Source organism: Microbispora sp. NPDC088329 (assembly GCF_040685655.1).
Lineage (GTDB): Bacteria > Actinomycetota > Actinomycetes > Streptosporangiales > Streptosporangiaceae > Microbispora.
This window is the reverse complement of sequence record NZ_JBFBIP010000001.1, coordinates 281,377-301,066: the sequence shown is the minus strand read 5'-3', so window position 1 is coordinate 301,066 and position 19,690 is coordinate 281,377. Positions and strand designations below refer to the sequence as shown.

Below are 19,690 nucleotides of genomic sequence, written 5' to 3'. Positions count from 1 at the left end.
GGAACGATGAAGATCAAGGCGGACACCGGCCGGTGTGTCGGTGCGGGGATGTGCGTGCTCACGCTGCCCGAGGTGTTCGACCAGAGCGAGGACGACGGGACGGTCGTGGTGCTCGACGCCGAGCCTGCGGCCGATCTCGTGACCGCTGTGAACAGGGCCGTACAGCTCTGCCCGTCCGGCGCGCTGTCCGTGGAGGAGTGAACCCGCCCGGCACGCTGGGCTGGGTGACGCTCGGCGACTTGACGGGCACGGTCCGATGCGCTTGGCTGGTAATCGGCTGTAAAAGCCATTTTTGTGGGTGACCCTGGAGCCCCGCCCCGGTGGTTGAGACAACCGTCGTCCGGGCGGGGCTCTTCCCCTGCCCGGGGTCCGCGGGTCCGAGGGGTCAGGCGCCGACCGGGCGGAGCGGGCTCACCGGGCCGGGCAGCGGAAGGCCGCGAGCCTTCCACAGGCGGCGCATGCGGTCGGGATAGTCGGTGACGATGCCGGCCACGCCCATGTCGATCAGCCGGGCGGCCTCGTCGGGCTCGTTGACCGTCCACACCACGACCGGCAGGCCCTGCCGGGCCGCCCCGGTCATCAGCGCCTCGTCGACGAGCACGCGGTCGGGGGACAGCGTCGTCGCCCCCACCGCCGCGGCCGCCGCCGCGAGGTCGCCGCCGGCCTCGCCGAGGCGGATGCCGTTCATCCAGGCAGGAGTCATCGTGTCGCGCTCGACCAGCGCGTACCGCCGCTCGACGAGCGGCCTGGCGATCTCCAGGATGCGCCAGTCGAAGCTGAGCAGGGCCGCCTTCGACAGCCGGTCGTGCCGGTCGAGCTCGCTGACGACCTCCTCGACGAAGCGGCGCGGGTCGGCGCACAGCTCGGGACGGGTGGGATCGGACTTCAGCTCGACGTGGAGACGCACGTGGTCTGCGCCGAGGGCGCCGATCAGGCCGAGCACCGCTCCGAGCGTCGGCATCCGCGTGTCGGGCAGCGGCACCTGCGTGAGCGCGAAGCGGTCGTCCGGCCGCTCAGGCAGCCGTACGCCGACGTCGAGGGTGCGCAGCTGCGGCAGCGTGAGCGCGATGACCGGCTTGCCGACGTAGGGGAACATCTCGTCGCCCGGCGTGGCCATGCCCGTGTCGGCGCTGGTCACCGCGGACACGTGCAGGTCGTGGGTGAGCACGAGCTGTCCGTCCGCGGACATGGCGACGTCGAACTCGAGTGCGTCGACTCCCAGCTCCAGCGCGAAGGCCAGGCCGGGCAGGGTGTTCTCGGGCCTCAGGCCCCGCGCTCCACGGTGCCCGTGCAGCTCAACGTATCCATGCACAGCGGCGTACCCTACCGCCTCGCACGTCCGCGGCCCGGAACCCCCCGGTTCCGGGCGCGTACGCCACGAATCCTCAGATAAGGGAACACCCTGAATGGTCCTCAGATAAGGGAACGAATCTGAATGGTCCTCAGATGAGGGAACGGATCTGAATGGTCCTCAGATGAGGGAACGGATCTGAATGGTCCTCAGATGAGGGAACGGATCTGAATGGTCTGAGTGCGGCCCGGACCCACGCCGATGGCCGAGATCGGGGCGCCGCTCATCTCTTCCAGCGCGTTGACGTACGCCTGCGCGTTCGGCGGCAGGTCGTCGAACGTCTTGGCGCTGGTGATGTCCTCCTGCCAGCCGGGCAGCTCCTCGTAGATCGGCGTGGCGTGGTGGAAGTCGGTCTGTGTCATCGGGATCTCGTCGTGGCGGACGCCGTCGACGTCGTACGCCACGCAGACCGGGATCCGCTCCAGCCCCGACAGCACGTCGAGCTTGGTCAGGAAGAAGTCGGTCACCCCGTTGATCCGGGTGGCGTACCGCGCGATGACCGCGTCGAACCAGCCGCAGCGGCGGTTGCGGCCGGTGGTCACGCCGTACTCGCCGCCGGTCTGGCGCAGCCAGTCGCCCTGCTCGTCCAGCAGCTCGGTCGGGAACGGCCCGGACCCCACACGCGTCGTGTACGCCTTGAGGATGCCGATGATCCTGGTCAGGCGGGTCGGCGGGATGCCGGAGCCGGCGCAGGCGCCGCCCGAGGTGGGGGAGCTCGAGGTGACGAAGGGGTAGGTGCCGTGGTCGATGTCGAGCAGCGTGCCCTGCCCGCCCTCGAGCAGCACGACCTTGTCCTGGTCGAGCGCGCGGGAGAGCACGAGCGAGGTGTCGGCGATGTGGGGGCGCAGCCGCTCGGCGTAGCCGAGGTACTCCTCCAGAACCTTCGCCGGGTCGAGCCCCCGGCGGTTGTAGATCTTGGTGAGGATCTGGTTCTTCTCGCTCACCGCGGCCTCGATCTTCTTGCCGAGGATGCCGGGGTCGAGCAGGTCCTGCACGCGGATGCCCATGCGGTAGATCTTGTCGCCGTACGCCGGGCCGATGCCGCGGCCGGTCGTGCCGATCTTGGCCTTGCCGAGGAAACGCTCGCTGACCTTGTCGATGGCCTTGTGCTGGGGCATGATCAGGTGCGCGTTGGCCGAGATCAACAGCCGGTCGCAGGAGATGCCGCGCTCGGCCAGCCCGTCGATCTCGCTGAGCAGCACGCCCGGGTCGACGACCACGCCGTTGCCGATCACCGGCACCACGTCGGGCGACAGCACACCCGTCGGCAGCAGGTGCAACGCGTACTTCTGGTCGCCGATGACGACGGTGTGGCCCGCGTTGTTTCCACCCTGGTAACGGACGACGTAGTCGACGTCGCCGCCCAGCAGGTCGGTGGCCTTCCCCTTGCCCTCATCGCCCCACTGGGCGCCAACGAGAACGACAGCCGGCATGGTTTTAACTCCCGCACCAAGACGAAAGCCCCTGACGCAAGCGCGGCAGGGGCCTCTTGCACACAGAGACTACCCGAGGGGCATGCCGACGGTGAACGGAGTCTTAAGTCGCGAGACAGGCCCCTCCGCGGGCTCAGGAGCTCGCGGCGAGCGTCTCCGCGGCGGCCGCGCTGCTGTCGCGCAGGAACTGGGCGCAGCGCTCGGCCTCGTCCTTCTCACCGATCGCGTTGGCGGCCCGGGAGAGGGCGTTCAGACAGCGCAGGAACCCCTGGTTCGGCTCGTGCTCCCACGGGATCGGCCCATGCCCCTTCCAGCCCGCCCGGCGCAGCTGGTCGAGACCCCGGTGGTACCCCGTGCGCGCGAACGCGTACGAGGTGACGGCGTGACCCGCGGCGAAGTAGTCGTCGGCGAGAGCGGCCCAGGCGGCCGAGTAGGCGGGGAAGCGAGCGGCCACGTCCGCCGCCTTGGCGCCCGACTCGAGCATCTGCCGCGCCTCGAGGTTGTCCGGCAGCAGGGTGGGCGGCGGGCCGGCAAGGAGGTTCTCGTGCGTTTCCATCTGATCAGCGTAATTTACGTGTCTGCGGATCGCTGCCCTGCTCTCGTCCTTCGAACGGGCAGGGCCCGTCCGCCGGAGTGCGGGCCGCTCTCCGGCGGACGTGGAGGAGCAAGACGGGATCGGCCCGGCGGGAACAGAAGATCGTCCTCCGTTCACGCCGGGCCGTCCGTCACTTGAGCTTGGTGCCCGCGGAGTTGAGCTGCTGGCAGGCCTCGACGATGCGCGCGGCCATGCCGGCCTCGGCGGCCTTGCCGTACGCGCGCGGGTCGTAGGCCTTCTTGTTGCCGACCTCGCCGTCGACCTTCAGCACACCGTCGTAGTTGCGGAAGATGTGGTCCACGATCGGACGGGTGAAGGCGTACTGCGTGTCGGTGTCGATGTTCATCTTCACCACGCCGTACGAGATCGACTCGCGGATCTCCTCCGCGGTGGATCCGGAGCCGCCGTGGAAGACCAGCGAGAACGGCTTCTCCTTGCCGTACTTGGCGCCGACGGCGTCCTGGATCTCCTTGAGCACGCTCGGGCGCAGCTTGACGTGGCCCGGCTTGTACACGCCGTGGACGTTGCCGAAGGTGGCGGCCACGATGTAGCGGCCACGCTCGCCCAGGCCGAGGGTCTCGGCGACGGCCAGCGCGTCCTCCGGCGTCGTGTAGAGCTTCTCGTTGATCTCGCCGACGATGCCGTCCTCCTCACCGCCGACCACGCCGATCTCGATCTCGAGGACGACCTTGGCGGCGGCGGTCTTGTCGAGCAGCTCGCTCGCGATCTGGAGGTTCTCGTCCAGCGGCACGGCCGAGCCGTCCCACATGTGCGACTGGAACAGCGGGTCCTGGCCGCGCGCGACGCGCTCGGCGGAGATCTCCAGCAGCGGGCGGACGAACGAGCCGAGCTTGTCCTTCGGGCAGTGGTCGGTGTGCAGCGCCACCGTCACCGGGTACTTCTCGGCGACCACGCGGGCGAACTCGGCGAACGCCACCGACCCGGTGACCATGTCCTTCACCGTGGTGCCGGAGAGGAACTCCGCGCCACCGGTCGACACCTGGATGATCCCGTCACTCTCCGCCTCCGCGAAGCCGCGCAGCGCGGCGTGCAGGGTCTGCGACGAGGTCACGTTGATCGCCGGGTACGCGAAGCCGCCCGCCTTGGCGCGGTCGAGCATCTCGGCGTAGACCTCTGGGGTCGCGATAGGCATGCGAAGTCATCTCCTTCTGACGGTATGCGGCGTGGCCAAGTATCCCGAAGGCCGGCCGGATACGGAAAGCCGGGTACGCGGGACGCCGGAAAGCCGCGGTCATTCCGCCCTTCACGGTTTTCCACAGCCCTGCCGCTTCTCAGTCTCATCTCATCCGGGACAGGTAGGCTCGCCCCGTGGACGTGCTCTTGGACCTTCTTGACCCGAAGTGGTGGCTGAGCATGCTCGGCGCCTTCGCGACGATCGGCGTCATCGCCATCGTATTCGCCGAGACGGGGCTGCTCGTCGGGTTCTTCCTCCCCGGCGACTCGTTGCTGGTGGCCGCTGGAATTTTCAGCACCGCCGCGGCGGTGCAGGAGCTCGGGATCGCGCCGCTGTCACTGCCGACTCTGCTGATCGGCGCGCCGCTGGCGGCGATCGCGGGCGCACAGCTGGGCCACTTCCTGGGGGCGAAGGTCGGACGGAAGATGTTCGACAAACCCAACTCGAGGCTGTTCAAACGTGAGCACGTCGAGAAGGCGGAGTACTACTTCGAGAAGTTCGGTCCCGCGAAGGCCGTGGTCGCCGCGCGGTTCATGCCGATCGTCCGCACCTTCATGAACCCGGTGGCCGGCGTGCTGGAAATGGACGCGCGCCGCTTCTTCGTCTGGAACGTCCTCGGCGGCGTCGTCTGGGTCGAGGCCCTGCTTCTTCTCGGCCGCTTCCTGGGGGACACGGTCAAGGACATCGACAAATACATCCTGCCCGGGGTCTTCGTCATCGTGGTCCTGTCGCTGATCCCGATCGTGCGTGAGGTGCTGAAGAACCGCCGGGCCGGCGCCGCCGTCCCCAAGGGCCGTCACCACGCCCCCAGGTAAACGCCCCGGTAGAGGCCCCGCCGTACGGTCCTTCATGCCGGCCGTGCGACCGGTCGTGCCGCGGCACGACCGGTGCTCCGCGGTGACGTGTCCCGCGAGAGCGGGCCGGTCCCGGAACGGCGCGAGGGCCACCCCCGGAACGCGCGGAGAGGGCGGGTGACCTGCGGGGAAGTGCAACCGCACAACAAGTGACCGGTCAGCGCTGAGATGTGTCCCACACCCGCTACTCTCCCGGGTGTGGGACGCCACAGGTCTGATCCCCTCGGCATCGCCAGGCTGGCAGTGACCGGCCTGGCGGTCGTGCTGCTGCTCGCCGTCATCGTGATCGGCGCGAGAGCGCTGCTGTCCATCCTGGGATCGCAGGAGCCCGCCGCCGGCGTCTCCTCCACCCCGTCGGCGCGGTCCTCCGCCGGGCCTTCCGCAGAGCCCTCCGCGCCCCGCGTGCCCACCGTCCGGGTGGTGTGTCAGGCCGAGCGGTGTCCCGTGTTCGTCCGGGTGCCGGGCGGCGACGTGCTCATCGACCGGGATCTGGCCCGGGACGAGCAGGCGTCCTACTTCCAGCCCGAGCTCGACGTCGTCCTCGACGACGCGAGCACGGTGCAGGTCCTCGAGAACGGAACCGCCAGGTCCCCCGGGCCGCCCGGCGAGCGGCAGGCGTTCAGTGTGAAGCGATCCCCAAATCAGTGAGCGTGTAGGCGGAGCGGTACGGCACGCCCGTGGCGGCCAGGGCCTCGTCGCCGCCTCGGTGCACAATCGTCGCGATGCCCACGACCTGGGCGCCGGCCTCCCGCAACGCGTCCACGGCGGTGAGCACGGACCCGCCCGTCGTGGTGGTGTCCTCCACCGCGAGCACCCGGCGTCCGGCGACGTCGGGACCCTCGATCCTGCGCTGCAGGCCGTGCGCCTTGCCCGCCTTGCGGACGACGAACGCGTCGAGGGTGCGCCCCCGGGCCGCCGCGGCGTGCAGCATGGCCGTCGCCACCGGGTCGGCGCCCAGCGTGAGACCGCCGACCGCCTCGTAGCCCAGGTCCTCGGTGAGATCCAGCATCACGCGGCCCACCAGCGGCGCCGCCACGCCGTCCAGGGTGATGCGGCGCAGGTCCACGTACCAGTCGGCCTCCTTGCCGGAGGACAGCACGACCCGGCCGTGCACGATGCCCTTGTTCTTGATTTCGTCCAGCAGTCTCTCGCGGTCACTCATGAGGCTCAGCGTACGGCCGGTCTCACCGCGCGGGCCGAACGGGCCGGGCTTGCGGATGTGACGGGTGGTGACTACCGAGAGTAAAGAGGCCGCTGCGGTTTAGCCAGGACATGGACTGCGGAATGTATCGCGGTGCAACTCATCGTAATCGCGAGGTCGCAATGCGTAGAGAAGTCCGGCATGCCGACATGGAGCTGCTCGAGGCCGTGCGGGGAGGCGACACGGCGGCTTTCGGCACGCTCTACCGGCGGCACTCGGTCGCCGCGCGGTCCCTGGCGCGGCAGATCGCACAGAGTGAGGACACGGCCGAGGACCTCCTCGTCGAGACCTTCGCGAGGGTGCTGGAGGTGGTGCGGCGCGGCGGCGGCCCCGCCTCCGCCTTCCGGCCCTACCTCCTCGCGTCGCTGCGCCGCTACGCCGCCACCGGAGCGGTCGACCTGGCCGACGGCGACTCCCTCTACGTGGACCCCGAGCTCGCGGGGCTGGAGCGCTCGCTGCTCGCCCGGGCATACCGCTCGCTGCCGGAACGCTGGCGCATGCTGCTGTGGCATGTGGAGATCGAGGGCGGCAGGCCGGCCGACACGGGCCCGCTGCTCGGCATGTCGGGCAGGGCCGCGATGTGTCTGTTCCGCAGAGCCCGTCAGGGCCTGCGGGAGGCATACGTGCGGCTGCACCTGGAGAACGACCCCCGGGCCGAGTGCCGGCCGATCCTGTCGATGATCCTCCGTTACGTCGGGAACGGCCTGCCCAAGAAGGAGGCCGGCGCGGTCGACGCCCATGTGGCCGAGTGCATCGACTGCCGGTCGGTCTTCCTTCAGATGGTCGGTCTCACGCAGGAACTGCGGGCCGTCGTCGGCCAGCTCGTCGCCGGGCCGGCCGTGGACGACTACCTCGCCGGCCTCGCCGCCGCGACCGCCACGGGCTCACGGTCGTCCGGGGACGGCACGACGAGCGGCACGAGCGGCCGCGGATCGGACGGCGGGGTGGGCGGCAGGGTGGACGGGGTGGGCAACGGCGTGCGCGGGCGGGCGAACGCCCTGCTCCAGGCGTACGGCCGGGCACGGGTGACGACCCGGCGCGTGTGCGGGAAGGCGGGAGCGATGCCGCGGGCGGTGGTGACGCGAGCCCGGGCGGCGGCCGGGCGCGCCCGGCCGGGGCTGGGCTGGGTGGCGTTCGTGCGGGCGAAGACGGGACAGACGTGGGCGTCGGCGGGCGCGGCGGCACGGGCGACGTTCACGCGGGCGCGGGCGGCGCTGGCGCGCTTGTCCGCACTCGTGCGGAGCGTGCCGACGCCGCAGCGGGCGGTGCTCGGAGGCATCGCCGTGGCCGGCCTCGCGACGGCCGCCTTCCTGCTCGTCGCCCAGCCGACGGGCATGTTCTCCACGGTCGGTTCCGGAGACGGTCCCCGAGACCGGGAAGGGACGCGGGCCCTGGACCGCCCGCGAGGCGCGGACGGCGGCGCCTCGCGCTCACAGACGGCCACCGGCCGCGCCGGATCGGCGGAGCCCACGAACCCGCACGACCCGACGAGGCCGAGCGCGCGAACGTCCGGGACGGCGGGGGACGATCCGGCGGCGGGGAGCCCTCCCGGCTCGCCGGGCGCGGGCATCGCGCTTGGCATGCCCGAGACCACCGGCAGGGGCACGCCCGGTGCCGACCGCCGGTCACGGCGCGAGGAGGCCCCGCCACAAGGAAGCGGGGCGCAGGGAGGCTCGCCACGAGACAGCATGACGCAGGGAAGCACGGCGGAGGGAAGCGGGACGCAGGGAGGCTCGGCGGGCGGCCGCGCGGGGGGCCGCGACGGGGGCGAGCCGGGCGCGGCCGCCGTCCTCGCCGGTCGCGATCGGGGCGTACACACGGACGCCTCACGGGGCCCGGCTCCCGAACGGCAACGCGTGCGAGGGCAGCTCTCCCGGCACCCTTATCAGGACCAGCGCGAGCAGGTCCGCGCGCGGAGCAGCGCGGGGGGCGGGGCGTGGCAGGCGCCGGGGCGGGCTGGTGACCGGCATGAGCCGCAGGCCCGGCGACCGGCCACCGGGGGCACCCCACTCGTGAGCCTGGGCGACGCGCTGGGCCGCCCGCAGGCCGGGGAACGCGGTCGTGCGGCCCAAGAGCGAGGCCGACCGGACGGGAGCGGCGCCGCTTCCCACGAGGTCGTGGGAAGCGGGAACAACCACAAGCCCGCGGTAAGCGGGAAGAAAGCGAAGGAGACGATCGTCGTCGCCGTCGACCCGCTCGGCGCCCTGCTGCGCGGCCAGCCGGGGCTCGTCGCCGTACGGGTGCGGAACGCGGGCGACGCGGCCACCGCCGGAGTCACCGCGACGGTGACCCTGCCGCCCGGCGTTCGCTACGTGAATCAGGACGAGCGCGGAGGCCGGAACCGCACGGCGAACGGTGCTTCACAGAGCCCCGTGAACGGTGACAGGCGACAGAGCCACGAGGCGAAGCCGGACGTCATGGGGCAGAACGGCGGCACACCGGCGGATCGCAGGGCAAACGACGGCACCGGTCAGGGGCACACGACGGGTGGGCGAGCGGAACGCGCGCGGACGGGGAGCGGCGTGGACGACGACTGGGCGTGCGAGGCGTCGGGTCGTCTGGCGTCGAGCAGCCAGACGTCGAGCAACAAGACGTCCGGCAACAAGACGTCCGGCAACAAGACGTCCGGCAGCACGGTGCGGTGCGTTCGGGGGCCGCTCGCCGGGGGTGAGGTGACGGCGATCTTCCTGAAGGTGACCGTGGCCGCGGATGCGCCCACGGGACGGGCCTTCACGGTACGGGTACGGTCGGGGCGGCTGGAGACCACCGCGGAATCGACCGTGGGAGTGCGCGCCTCGGGCGCGGCGGCGCGCTTCGCCGCGGACGGCCGCCTCGCCGCCCGGGTCGTCGGCAACGTGCTCGTCGGCTCCGCGGCGCCGGCCGCACCCTGTGGAGCCGCCGCAGGCGGCCGGAACCCGGGCGTGAGCGTGCCGGTCGACCTCGACAGGGATCCGTCGACGCGTACGTCCAGTTGTGCCGATCTCTCCCTGCCGGGCGGAGGCCAGGTGCTGTGGGCGGGCCTCTACTGGTCCGGCGGCGGCCGGGGGGTCGTTCCCGCAGAGGACATCAGGGTGCGCGCTCCGGGGAGGCCGGGATACGCGACCCTGCACGCCGCCGAGGTCGCCCGGCGGACTCTGCCCATCGGGTCGGGTTACCAGGCGTTCGCCGACGTGACCTCTCTCGTCCGTACGGCGGGCGGTGGTCGCTGGTGGGTCGCGGGCGTTCCGGCGCGTGCGGGGACGGTCCGGCACGCGGCGTGGGGTCTGGTGGTGATCGTGACGGACGCGCGTCAGCCGTACACGCGGGCGGCGGTGTTGGACGCCGCCGCGGTCGTCGGCGGTGAGGAGAAGGCCCTGCGGCTCCCCCTCGACGGCCTCGCCCCGGACGGCGCGCCCGCGCGAATCGACCTGATGGTGTGGAACGGCGAGGGGGTCAGGGCGGGGGTGGTCACCGTGGGTGATCGTGCGCAGAGGGAGGACCGGCACCGGCCCGGTGTCCTGGGCCGGAGCGACGCCGGAGGCGTCGTGGTCGACACCCTCCACGCCCTCCTGGGACCCCATCCCGCGCTCCAGCTCGCGACCGGGCGTGACCCCGTCTTCTTCGGCGTCGCGGTCGTGAGCGCGCGAACATGGTCGTGACGGTCCGTCCCGGCCGGGGAGCCCCCACCGCGGGTGCGTCCCCAGACGTGCTCACTCGGCGGCACGGAGCGCGTATGTCCCCTCGTTCTATAACAATTTGGTGGGAGGCGATACCTGGACAAACTGGTACGGTCGGCGTTAACGCTTCCGATCCCAGGGTCGTTGGCATCCCGACCCCCACCAGGCGGGCGAGGGCTGAATCGCCGGGAATCACCCTCGCGGGAAGACACGCTTGACTACCCTGAGAGGGCCACGTAGGAAGGGCGGTGTCGCGTGGATCGCTGCGCGCTGTTCGTTGACGCCGGCTACTTGCTGGCAGACGGCGCGATGGCCGTCCATGGGACCCGCCATCGCGAGGCCGTCTCCTGGGACTATCCGGGCCTGCTGCAGTTCCTGACGAACCTGTCAAGAGAGCGCACGGGCCTGCCCCTCCTGCGCTGCTACTGGTACGAGGCGACCGTCGAGGGCCTCCGTACGCCCGAGCACGACGTGCTGGCGGACATCCCCGGGCTCAAGCTTCGTCTCGGCCGGATCCGGCCGGGCCGGCGGGAGGGTGTGGACGCCCAGGTCCACCGCGACCTCATGACCCTGGCACGCAACAACGCGGTCTGCGACGCGGTCGTGGTCAGCGGCGACGAGGACCTCACCCAGGTGATCAGCGACGCGCAGGATCTCGGCATCCGCGTGACCGTCATGCAGATCGCCTCCGACGGCGCCTGGTCGGCGGCGCGCACCCTGCGGCAGGAATGCGACGACCTCGTCGAGATCGTGAGCGGGCATCTGCGGCCGTACGTCACGATGCTGACCGGGACGGCCCCCGGCTCCGGCTCCGGCAACGGCCAGTCCCACAGCAACGGCCAGTCCCACGGCAATGGCCTCGTCCCCCTCGGGAACGGTTCGCTGTCCAACGGCACTTCCTTCAACGGCTCCCAGCAGAACGGCTCCCAACACAACGGAACACAGCCGAGCGCGACCCAGTCTCAGGGGAGCCACGCCGCCACCGCCCTCCCGGGTGGGGCGAACCCGGCGACGGGATCGTTCGGCGCTCAGTCGCCGAGCGCGTCGCACGACACAAGCGCGTCCGGCACGGCGTTCAACGTCACACAACCCCACCCCACAGGGACACACTCCGCAGGGACACCCGCCACAGGGACGGACGGCACGGGAACGTACAGTTCCGGATCGCACGGCACGGGCATCCACGGAAGCGGCGCTCACAGCACCGGCACTCCTCAGAGCACGGGCTCTCATGGAATGGGCACTTCCCAAGGCGTGGGCTCTCAGGGCACGGGCTCTCATACGACAGGCTCCCAGAGCACGGGCTCTCATGCGACGGGCACTCCTCAGGGCACGGGCACTCCTCAGGGCACGGGCGCACACAGTGGCGGCCGGTCCTCCGCGTCCCACGCGCGTCCGGCCCTTCCCGCGCAGCCGTCCCCACCGGCCTACAACGGGTACTCGCCGGAGTCCCAGCAGCCGCAGGGCCAGCCGCCCCAGCAGCCGCGGCAGGCTCCGCCACCCGTGAGCACGCCGCTGCCGGCTCCCCCGGCGTCGCCGCCCTCGGGGGCCCAGACGCCGCCGAGCAGCCCGGTGCAGAGCCAGTACGGCTCCGGGGCCGGCGCCGGCTACTCGCCCTCCCAGCTGGGACCGTACACGGGCCCTCAGCCCGCGCCGGTGCCGGTGCAGACCGGGGGCACCACGACGCTGGCCGAGGCGGTCAAGGCGGCGCACAAGGAGGGCCACGACTTCGGTGAGTCGGTCGCCCGGGACGCGCCCGCCCTGTGGCTGGAGGCCGTGCTCGCCCGCAAGCCCCGCATGCCGTCCGATCTTGAGGCCCGCCTGCTGCAGGGGTCCTCACTGCCGATCGACTTCCTGCTGCACGACGAGGTCCGGCACGCCCTGCGCCGCGGCTTCTGGGACGCCCTCGAGCGCGCCCGCCGCTGACCCGGCCGTCCTCGCTCCCGGGCGCACGGGTGCGGCGGGGAGGAGCGGAGCGGGCGGGAGGGAGGACCGCAGCGAAGGCCCAGCGGAGCGGGCTTCGCGAGGACCGGAGCTTCCGGCCGGCGAAGTGACGTCTCCTACCAACGGCGAATCGCCAACTCCGCCCCCACCCACGTCAGGCATTCACGCGCCCGGCGCACGTCAGGCCTTCACGGGCTCGCGCGCGTTAAGAGGCCTGTCTGACAACTCAAACCAAGTAGCGCAGCGGCACATCCGGGCGGGGCCGCGCGTCCGGAGCGACGAGGTCGTGCGGCCCCTCTGAGGAACACCGCGTGCTCTAGCGGGCCAGGCGGTCCAGCAGCTCGCCGAGCAGCGCGCGTTCGCCAGGGGTGAGGTCGCCCGGGTCGTTGCCGACCAGCGCACGCAACGTCAGTGCGGCGCTCGCACGGGTCGCGGGGGCGTCGGCGGAGGGCGTGTGCAGGACTCCGGCCAGCGCGGCCTCGCGGACGCGTACGGACAGCCTGAAGTCCGGCTCCGGCTGGCTGATCAAGGTGAGCGTGATGCCGACGTTGGCGGCAAGCACCTGTTCGGCGGCTTCGTCTGCCGGCACCTTGAGCAGGCCCTGGGCGGCGGCGGCGGTCAACCGCTCGCGCAACGCGGCGTGCGCGGGAGCGGTGACGGCGCAGGGCTTTCCCGGCTCGACGCGGCCGTAAAGCAGCCCGTAGAACGACGGGTGCTCCAGCCCGAACCGCACGTGCCTGTCCCAGCCCTCGCGCAGGTCGTCCAGCGGGTCGCCAGAGCTCTCGATCGCGGTGTACTGGGTGAAGCCGTGGTTCAGCACGGCATCAATCAGGCCCTGCTTGCTGCCGAAGTGGTGGTACAGCGTCGGGGCCTGCACCCCGGCGCGTTCGCACACCGCCCTCGTGGACACCGTGCCGCCGCTCTCCAGCAACTCCGCCGCGACGAGCAGGAGTCGATCTCGTGCGTTCTGCATGCTTGCTATAGTAGCCCATATAGCGCTACATTGCCCGCTATAGCGAAAGGAGAAGTCCATGAGGACTTGGTTCGTCACCGGCGGGACACCCGGAGGGTTCGGCCTGGTCTATGCCGAGGCTGCACTGAAACAGGGCGATCAGGTGGTGGTGACAGCACGTCGGCCCTCTGAACTGCGGGAATGGGCTGAACCGCACGGCGACCGTGTGCTGGTTCTCCAGCTCGACGTCACCGATGCCGAGCAGGTGCGTGCGGCGGTCAAGACGGCAGAGGAGCGGTTTGGCGGGATCGACGTGCTCGTCAACAACGCGGGCCGTGGCTGGTTCGGCTCGGTCGAGGGGGCCCCCGACGAGACGATCCGCCGCACGTTCGACCTCAACCTATTCGCCGTGGTCGAGGTGATACGCGCGGTCCTGCCTGGTATGCGGGCACGCGGCGACGGCTGGATCGTGAACATGTCCTCGGTGGCAGGCCTCGTCGGCGCACAGGGGTTCGGCTACTACTCAGCGGCGAAGTTCGCGCTCGAAGGACTGTCGGAGACACTGCGCCATGAAGTTGAGCCGTTCGGTGTGCGCGTGCTCGTCGTAGAGCCGGGAGCGTTCCGCACCAAGGCTTACGCCGGCTTCCAGAACGAGCCCGTCAACGAGACCGTCGACGCCTACGTGCCGCTGGTCGAGGGCGTCAAGGCGGCGTTCGTGGAACATGACGGCAAGCAAGAGGGTGACCCTGAACGCGGAGTGCAGGCCGTGATCAGCGCGATGAACGCACCCGTTCCGCCGCAACGGATCGTGCTCGGCAACTCTGGCTACGACGTCGTTGTTGCGATGCACGAGAACGCACTCGCGGAGCTGCGCGCTAACGAAAAGCTCTCGCGCGGTGCGGACTTCTAAGCCTGGTGCCAGAACGTGAGGAGCCTCGTCGGGGTGGATTGAGTCACCACACACAACCGACCCGACGAAGCCTTCATCAGTATGCGCCCCGCGCATGTCTATGCCGACTTGACCCCTGCTCGGCACCTCGAGCTGGTCACCGCGCTGCACGGCCTGTGGCGGGTCGCCGCCCGCATCGTCATCGTGCTGCTGAGGTGCCGCAGGGACGTACCAGGACGCGCCCGCGTCCTGTCACCCGAGAAGACCGGAGAGCAGAAATGGACGACATCACCCTTCCCAAGGCTGTCGAGAACTTCATCGCGGCCACCAACGCGCACGACGCGAACGCGCTGGCCGCGGTCTTCGGCGACGGGGCCACCGTGCGCGATGACGGGACGACCTACGCCGGCGAGGCCGAGATCCGCGAGTGGATCCAGGGGCACCTGATCAACCCCAAGATCGTGATCACGCCGACCTCTTTCGCGGGCGACCGTCTGGTGGCCTCCGGGGACGGTGAGTTCCCCGGCGGGCCTCTGTCCTTCGCGTTCGTGTTCGGCATCAAGGACGACCAGGTCACCGACCTCGCGATCGACCCCGTCTGACTCGTCACCGGCCGGGGCGGCCCGCGGTGAGACGATCAAGCTCCACCTGTTTGAATTGTCGGACAGGCCTTGGGCCTTCACGGGCTCGCGCACGTCAGTCACGCCGCCCGGGCGTGTCAGGCATTCGCACCGCCCACCCGCGTCAGGCGCGCGCCGGGGTCAGATGCGCGTGGGCTCAGCCGAGGGCGTCGAAACCCGCGCGCAGATGGGCGACGCGCTCGCCCAGCTCGGCGACCGCGCCGTTCAGGGGCGTGTCGCCGGACTTGTCCGCCAGTTCACGCACCCGCCGCAACTCGTCCTCCACGGCGGTGACGCGGTTCGCCAGTTCGGCGAGTACGGAGGTGTGGTCGCCGCCGTCCGGAAGCTCGCTCGACAGGCGTTCCCGCAGCAGCGCCGCCTGCTCGGCGAGCCGCCGGTTCATCGTGTAGAGCTCCACGAACACGGCGACCTTGGCGCGCAGCACCCAGGGGTCGAACGGTTTGGTGAGGTAGTCCACGGCCCCGGCGGCGTACCCGCGGAAGGCGTAGTCGGGCGCGCTGTCGACCACGGTCAGGAAGATGATCGGGATGTTCCTGGTGCGCTCTCTCCGCTTGATGTGCGCGGCGGTCTCGAAGCCGTCCATGCCGGGCATGCGCACGTCGAGCAGGATGAGAGCGAAGTCGGTCGACAGGAGGGCCTTCAGGGCCTCCTCTCCGGACCGGGCCCGTATGGGCACGACGTCCAGCGAGCTGAGGATCGCCTCCAGGGCGATCAGGTTCTCCTCACGGTCGTCGACCAGCAGGACCCTGGCACGCTCAGGCATCGATCACGCCTCCTGGGCGTCACGGGACTCCGGGGACGGCACGCCCCTCGTTCGTTCTGTGCCCCCGCTGCGGCCGCGCATGAGCCATCCGCGCAGTCGCTCGAGCAGCCGGTCGACGTCGACCGGCTTGGGCACGTAGTCGGAGGCGCCGGAAGCGATGCTCTTCTCGCGGTCGCCCCGCATGACCTTCGCCGTCAAGGCGATGATCGGCAGGTCGGCGAACTGCGGCATCGTGCGGATCGCCGAGGTCGTGGCCCAGCCGTCCATCTCGGGCATCATGATGTCCATCAGCACGAGCGCGACGTCCTCGTTGCGTTCGAGCTGCTCGATGCCCTCGCGGCCGTTCTCGGCGTACACGACGGTCGAGCCGTGCCGCTCCAGCACGCTGGTCAGCGCGAAGACGTTGCGGATGTCGTCGTCCACGATGAGGATCTTCGCCCCGGCCAGCGGGTCGTCCCCCTGCCAGTCGTGGCTGTCGACGAGCGGCGTGTACTGGAGGAGCGGCAGGTCGGTGGGAAGGGGGATCTCCGGGAGGATGTCCTTGACGTGCAGGTCGGGGCCCTCGTTCTCGCGGCCGTCAGGCTTCGGCGGAGCGGCGATCGCGCCGCCGTCGGGCGCGGCGAGCGGCCCCGTGTAGTTGGGGGGCAGGTACAACGTGAACGTGCTGCCCTCTCCGGGGACGCTCTCGACGTGGATCTCGCCGCCGAGGAGCCGGGCGATCTCCCGGCAGATCGACAGACCGAGGCCGGTGCCGCCGTACTTGCGGCTGGTCGTGCCGTCGGCCTGGCGGAACTGCTCGAAGATCACTTCGAGCTTGTCGGGCGCGATGCCGATGCCGGTGTCCACGACCCTGAAGGCCAGCATGTCCTCCTGCGCGCCCTGCAGCTTCTCGTCCACGTACGGGACGTCGGCGGGCGCGCGGGTCACCTCCAGCCTGACCGCGCCCTCGTGGGTGAACTTCACCGCGTTGGACAGCAGGTTGCGCAGCACCTGCTGCAGTCGCTGCTCGTCGCTGCTCAGCTCGTTCGGCACGGAGGGGTCGACCTCGACCGCGAACGACAGGCCCTTGTCCTGAGCGAGCGGCGCGAAGGTGGCCTCCATGTAGTCGACCAGCGCGGACAGCGACATCGTCTGGGAATGGATGTCCATGCGGCCCGCCTCGACCTTCGTCAGGTCGAGGATGTCGTTGATCAGCTGGAGCAGCGCGGAACCGGCGTCGTGGATGGTCCGGGCGAACTCGACCTGTTGCGGGGTCAGGTTGCCCTCGTCGTTCTCCGTCAGCAGTTTGGCGAGCACGAGCAGGCTGTTCAGCGGGGTGCGCAGCTCGTGGGACATGTTCGCCAGGAACTCGGACTTGTATCGCGAGGACACCGCGAGCTGCTCGGCCCGCTCCTCCAGCGTCCGCCGGGCCTGCTCGATCTGGAAGTTCTGAATTTCGATGGCGCGGTTCTGCTTGGCCAGCAGCGCCGCCTTGTCCTCCAGCTCGGCGTTGGACCGGCGCAGCTCCTCCTGCTGGCGCTGCAGCTCGTCGGAGCGCTCCTGCAGCTCGATCGCGAGCCGCTGCGACTCGGTGAGCAGGTCCTCGGTACGGGAGTTGGCCATGATCGTGTTGATCGTGACCCCGATGGTCTCGACGAGCTGGGTGAGGAACGCCAGATGGACCTCGCTGAACTGGGTGAACGAGGCCATCTCCAGGACGCCGAGCACCTGGTTCTCGAAGAGGATCGGCAGCACGACGATCTGCGCCGGGTTCGACCGGCTGAGCCCGGTCTCGACCGTGATCGAGTCGACCGGCACACCTTCGAGGATGATCTGCTTGGTCTCCAGCGCGGCCTGGCCGATGATGCCCTCGCCCAGCTCGAAGCTCGGCTTCGGGGTCGAGCCCGGCTGGATGCCGTACCCGGCGATGAGATTGAGCCGGCCGTCGTCGTAGAGGTAGCAGGCGCCGTGGCTGGCCGAGACGAGCGGGGTGAGCTCGCTCATGATCAGCCGGGCGACCTCCATGAGGTCGCGGTGGCCCTGCATGAGGCGGGAGATCCGGGCCAGGTTGGACTTGAGCCAGTCCTGCTCCTGGTTGGTCTTGGTCGTCTCGCGCAGCGTGGCGACCATCGTGTTGATGTTGTCCTTGAGCTGGGCCAGCTCGCCGGGCGCCTCGACGGTGATCGACCGGGTCAGGTCGCCGCGGGCGACGGCGCTGGTCACCTGGGCGATCGCGCGCACCTGGGTGGTGAGGTTGCCGGCCAGCTCGTTCACGCTCTCGGTGAGCCGCTTCCAGGTGCCCTCCACGCCCTCGACCCGGGCCTGGCCGCCGAGCTGGCCCTCCGAGCCCACCTCGCGGGCGACGCGGGTCACCTCGGAGGCGAACGAGGAGAGCTGGTCGACCATGGTGTTCATGGTGCTCTTGAGCTCGAGGATCTCGCCCTGGGCGTCGACGTCGATCTTACGGGTGAGGTCGCCGTTGGCGACGGCGGTGGTGACCTGGGCGATGTTGCGCACCTGGTAGGTGAAGTTGTTGGCCATCGAGTTGACGTTGTCGGTGAGGTCCTTCCAGACGCCCGACACGCCGGGGACACGCGCCTGGCCGCCCAGCCGTCCCTCGGTGCCCACCTCGCGGGCCACCCGGGTCACCTCGTCGGCGAACGCCGACAGCTGGTCGACCATCGTGTTCATCGTGTCCTTGAGCTCCAGGATCTCGCCCTGGGCGTCCACGGTGATCTTCTTGGACAGGTTGCCTTGCGCGACGGCGGTGGAGACGACGGCGATCTGACGGATCTGCGACGTCAGGTTGTTGGCCATGAAGTTGACGTTGTCGGTGAGGTCCTTCCAGATGCCCGACACGCCGCGGACCTGCGCCTGGCCGCCCAGCCGTCCCTCGGTGCCCACCTCGCGGGCGACGCGGGTCACCTCCGAGGCGAACGACGACAGCTGGTCGACCATGGTGTTCATGGTGCTCTTGAGCTCGAGCATCTCGCCCTGGGCGTCGACGTCGATCTTGCGGGTGAAGTCGCCGTTGGCGACGGCGGTGGTGACCTGGGCGATGTTGCGCACCTGGTAGGTCAGGTTGTTGGCCATCGAGTTGACGTTGTCGGTGAGGTCCTTCCAGACGCCCGACACGCCCTTCACCTCGGCCCGGCCGCCCAGCTTGCCCTCGGTGCCGACCTCTCGGGCGACGCGGGTCACCTCGTCGGCGAAGGCGGACAGCTGGTCCACCATCGTGTTGAGGGTCTCCTTGAGCTCCAGGATCTCGCCCTGGGCGTCGACGGTGATCTTCTTGGTCAGGTTGCCCTGCGCGACGGCGGTGGAGACGACGGCGATCTGCCGGACCTGGGAGGTCAGGTTGTTGGCCATGAAGTTGACGTTGTCGGTGAGGTCCTTCCAGACGCCCGACACGCCGCGGACCTGCGCCTGGCCGCCGAGCTGGCCCTCGGTGCCGACCTCGCGGGCCACCCGGGTGACCTCCTCGGCGAACGCCGACAGCTGGTCGACCATCGTGTTGACGGTGTGCTTCAGCTCCAGCATCTCGCCGACGGCGTCGACGGTGACCTTGCGGCTCAGGTCGCCGCGGGCGACACCGGTCGTCACCTCGGCGATGTCGCGGACCTGCGCGGAGACGCGGTCGGACATCGTGTTGACGGCCACGGTGAGGTCGCGCCAGCTTCCCGACATGCCGCGCAGGTTGGCCCGGCCGCCCAGTTTGCCCTCGGTGCCGAGGTCGCGCGTGACCCGCGTCACCTCCGAGGTGACCAGCGAGAGCTGGTCGACCATGCCGTTGATGGCCTTGCCCAGCCGCCGTACCTCGCCGCGAGCCGCGCGGTCCACGTCGATCCGGCGGGACAGGTCGCCCTTGGCCACGGCGTCGATGACGTCGGCGGCGCCGCTGACCGGCGTCACGATGGCGTCGATGAGGTCGTTGACCGAGCCCACGCTCTCCGCCCACGCGCCGACGCCCGGCCCGGGGCTCAGCCGTTCGGTGAACCGGCCCTCCTTGACGATCTCGCGTTGCACCCGGGCGAGCTCGTTGGCCAGGTGTTCGCGCCGGTCCGCCACCTCGTTGAGCAGCAGCCGGATCTCGCTGAGGATTCCCGGCGGGGCGTGGGAGACACGGCGGCGGAAGTCGCCGTCCCGCCAGGTGATGAGCGTCTCCAGGAAGGGGACGAGATCGGATTCGCGGTAGACCCGTTCGGTCCCGGCCAGCTCGGCGTTGGCGGGCGACATC

15 protein-coding genes are annotated in these 19,690 nt (G+C 70.4%); 7 read left to right on the top strand and 8 right to left on the bottom strand.

Features of this window, described 5'->3' with window-relative positions:
- Positions 1 to 6: 6 nt before the first annotated feature.
- Entirely contained in the window at positions 7 to 201 is a 195-nt protein-coding gene (locus AB0O28_RS01470) for a ferredoxin (RefSeq protein ID WP_363635065.1), read from the top strand.
- Between the two features lie 184 nt (positions 202 to 385).
- On the opposite strand, the gene AB0O28_RS01465 is transcribed toward AB0O28_RS01470, so the two are convergent.
- From AB0O28_RS01465 to fbaA, 4 genes are all read right to left on the bottom strand, one after another.
- Positions 386 to 1,312 (bottom strand): glycerophosphodiester phosphodiesterase family protein, encoded by a 927-nt coding sequence (locus AB0O28_RS01465; protein ID WP_363635063.1) that lies wholly within the window; start codon positions 1,310 to 1,312, stop codon positions 386 to 388.
- A gap of 188 nt (positions 1,313 to 1,500) precedes the next feature.
- Entirely contained in the window at positions 1,501 to 2,784 is a 1,284-nt protein-coding gene (locus tag AB0O28_RS01460; RefSeq protein WP_363635061.1) for an adenylosuccinate synthase, read from the bottom strand.
- A 133-nt stretch (positions 2,785 to 2,917) separates the two neighbouring features.
- Positions 2,918 to 3,340: a DUF3151 domain-containing protein gene (locus tag AB0O28_RS01455; RefSeq protein WP_363635059.1), complete on the bottom strand. Its 423-nt coding sequence runs from the start codon at positions 3,338 to 3,340 to the stop codon at positions 2,918 to 2,920.
- A 169-nt stretch (positions 3,341 to 3,509) separates the two neighbouring features.
- Positions 3,510 to 4,532 carry a class II fructose-bisphosphate aldolase gene (gene fbaA, locus AB0O28_RS01450; RefSeq protein WP_363635057.1) on the bottom strand — a complete coding sequence of 341 codons (1,023 nt, stop codon included), beginning with the start codon at positions 4,530 to 4,532 and terminating at the stop codon, positions 3,510 to 3,512.
- A gap of 176 nt (positions 4,533 to 4,708) precedes the next feature.
- On the opposite strand from fbaA, the gene AB0O28_RS01445 reads away from it, so the two are divergent.
- Both AB0O28_RS01445 and AB0O28_RS01440 read left to right on the top strand, forming a co-directional pair.
- Complete coding sequence (locus AB0O28_RS01445) at positions 4,709 to 5,389, top strand: VTT domain-containing protein (RefSeq protein WP_363635055.1); 681 nt, start codon at positions 4,709 to 4,711, stop codon at positions 5,387 to 5,389.
- A gap of 237 nt (positions 5,390 to 5,626) precedes the next feature.
- Positions 5,627 to 6,076, top strand: a complete 450-nt coding sequence (locus AB0O28_RS01440; RefSeq protein WP_363635053.1) for a hypothetical protein — start codon at positions 5,627 to 5,629, stop codon at positions 6,074 to 6,076.
- Here the strand turns inward: AB0O28_RS01440 and AB0O28_RS01435 are convergent.
- Positions 6,048 to 6,590 carry an orotate phosphoribosyltransferase gene (locus AB0O28_RS01435; RefSeq protein WP_363635051.1) on the bottom strand — a complete coding sequence of 181 codons (543 nt, stop codon included), beginning with the start codon at positions 6,588 to 6,590 and terminating at the stop codon, positions 6,048 to 6,050. The genes AB0O28_RS01440 and AB0O28_RS01435 overlap by 29 nt on opposite strands.
- Positions 6,591 to 6,778: 188 nt before the next feature.
- Between AB0O28_RS01435 and AB0O28_RS01430 the strand changes: the two genes are divergently transcribed.
- Together AB0O28_RS01430 and AB0O28_RS01425 are read left to right on the top strand one after the other, a co-directional pair.
- Positions 6,779 to 10,267, top strand: coding sequence for a hypothetical protein (locus AB0O28_RS01430; RefSeq protein WP_363635049.1), 3,489 nt, complete (start codon positions 6,779 to 6,781; stop codon positions 10,265 to 10,267).
- A gap of 273 nt (positions 10,268 to 10,540) precedes the next feature.
- Entirely contained in the window at positions 10,541 to 12,211 is a 1,671-nt protein-coding gene (locus tag AB0O28_RS01425) for an NYN domain-containing protein (protein WP_363635047.1), read from the top strand.
- Between the two features lie 334 nt (positions 12,212 to 12,545).
- On the opposite strand, the gene AB0O28_RS01420 is transcribed toward AB0O28_RS01425, so the two are convergent.
- Entirely contained in the window at positions 12,546 to 13,202 is a 657-nt protein-coding gene (locus AB0O28_RS01420; RefSeq protein WP_363635045.1) for a TetR/AcrR family transcriptional regulator, read from the bottom strand.
- A gap of 58 nt (positions 13,203 to 13,260) precedes the next feature.
- Between AB0O28_RS01420 and AB0O28_RS01415 the strand changes: the two genes are divergently transcribed.
- Positions 13,261 to 14,091 (top strand): SDR family NAD(P)-dependent oxidoreductase, encoded by an 831-nt coding sequence (locus AB0O28_RS01415; RefSeq protein WP_363635043.1) that lies wholly within the window; start codon positions 13,261 to 13,263, stop codon positions 14,089 to 14,091.
- A gap of 257 nt (positions 14,092 to 14,348) precedes the next feature.
- Positions 14,349 to 14,672 (top strand): nuclear transport factor 2 family protein, encoded by a 324-nt coding sequence (locus AB0O28_RS01410; protein ID WP_354842435.1) that lies wholly within the window; start codon positions 14,349 to 14,351, stop codon positions 14,670 to 14,672.
- 175 nt (positions 14,673 to 14,847) lie between these two features.
- On the opposite strand, the gene AB0O28_RS01405 is transcribed toward AB0O28_RS01410, so the two are convergent.
- Complete coding sequence (locus AB0O28_RS01405) at positions 14,848 to 15,474, bottom strand: response regulator (protein WP_363635041.1); 627 nt, start codon at positions 15,472 to 15,474, stop codon at positions 14,848 to 14,850.
- Positions 15,475 to 15,477: 3 nt separating this feature from the next.
- Complete coding sequence (locus AB0O28_RS01400) at positions 15,478 to 19,689, bottom strand: HAMP domain-containing protein (RefSeq protein ID WP_363635039.1); 4,212 nt, start codon at positions 19,687 to 19,689, stop codon at positions 15,478 to 15,480.
- Between the last annotated feature and the right edge of the window lies 1 nt (position 19,690).

Excerpts from the sequence above, each read along its gene's own strand:
- AB0O28_RS01455 (WP_363635059.1), bottom strand. The coding sequence starts at position 3,340 with ATGGAAACGCACGAGAACCTCCTTGCCGGCCCGCCGCCCACCCTGCTG.
- AB0O28_RS01400 (WP_363635039.1), bottom strand. The coding sequence starts at position 19,689 with ATGTCGCCCGCCAACGCCGAGCTGGCCGGGACCGAACGGGTCTACCGC.
- AB0O28_RS01470 (WP_363635065.1), top strand. The coding sequence starts at position 7 with ATGAAGATCAAGGCGGACACCGGCCGGTGTGTCGGTGCGGGGATGTGC.
- AB0O28_RS01410 (WP_354842435.1), top strand. The coding sequence starts at position 14,349 with ATGGACGACATCACCCTTCCCAAGGCTGTCGAGAACTTCATCGCGGCC.
- AB0O28_RS01435 (WP_363635051.1), bottom strand. The coding sequence starts at position 6,590 with ATGAGTGACCGCGAGAGACTGCTGGACGAAATCAAGAACAAGGGCATC.
- AB0O28_RS01420 (WP_363635045.1), bottom strand. The coding sequence starts at position 13,202 with ATGCAGAACGCACGAGATCGACTCCTGCTCGTCGCGGCGGAGTTGCTG.
- fbaA (WP_363635057.1), bottom strand. The coding sequence starts at position 4,532 with ATGCCTATCGCGACCCCAGAGGTCTACGCCGAGATGCTCGACCGCGCC.
- AB0O28_RS01405 (WP_363635041.1), bottom strand. The coding sequence starts at position 15,474 with ATGCCTGAGCGTGCCAGGGTCCTGCTGGTCGACGACCGTGAGGAGAAC.
- AB0O28_RS01460 (WP_363635061.1), bottom strand. The coding sequence starts at position 2,784 with ATGCCGGCTGTCGTTCTCGTTGGCGCCCAGTGGGGCGATGAGGGCAAG.
- AB0O28_RS01430 (WP_363635049.1), top strand. The coding sequence starts at position 6,779 with ATGGAGCTGCTCGAGGCCGTGCGGGGAGGCGACACGGCGGCTTTCGGC.
- AB0O28_RS01415 (WP_363635043.1), top strand. The coding sequence starts at position 13,261 with ATGAGGACTTGGTTCGTCACCGGCGGGACACCCGGAGGGTTCGGCCTG.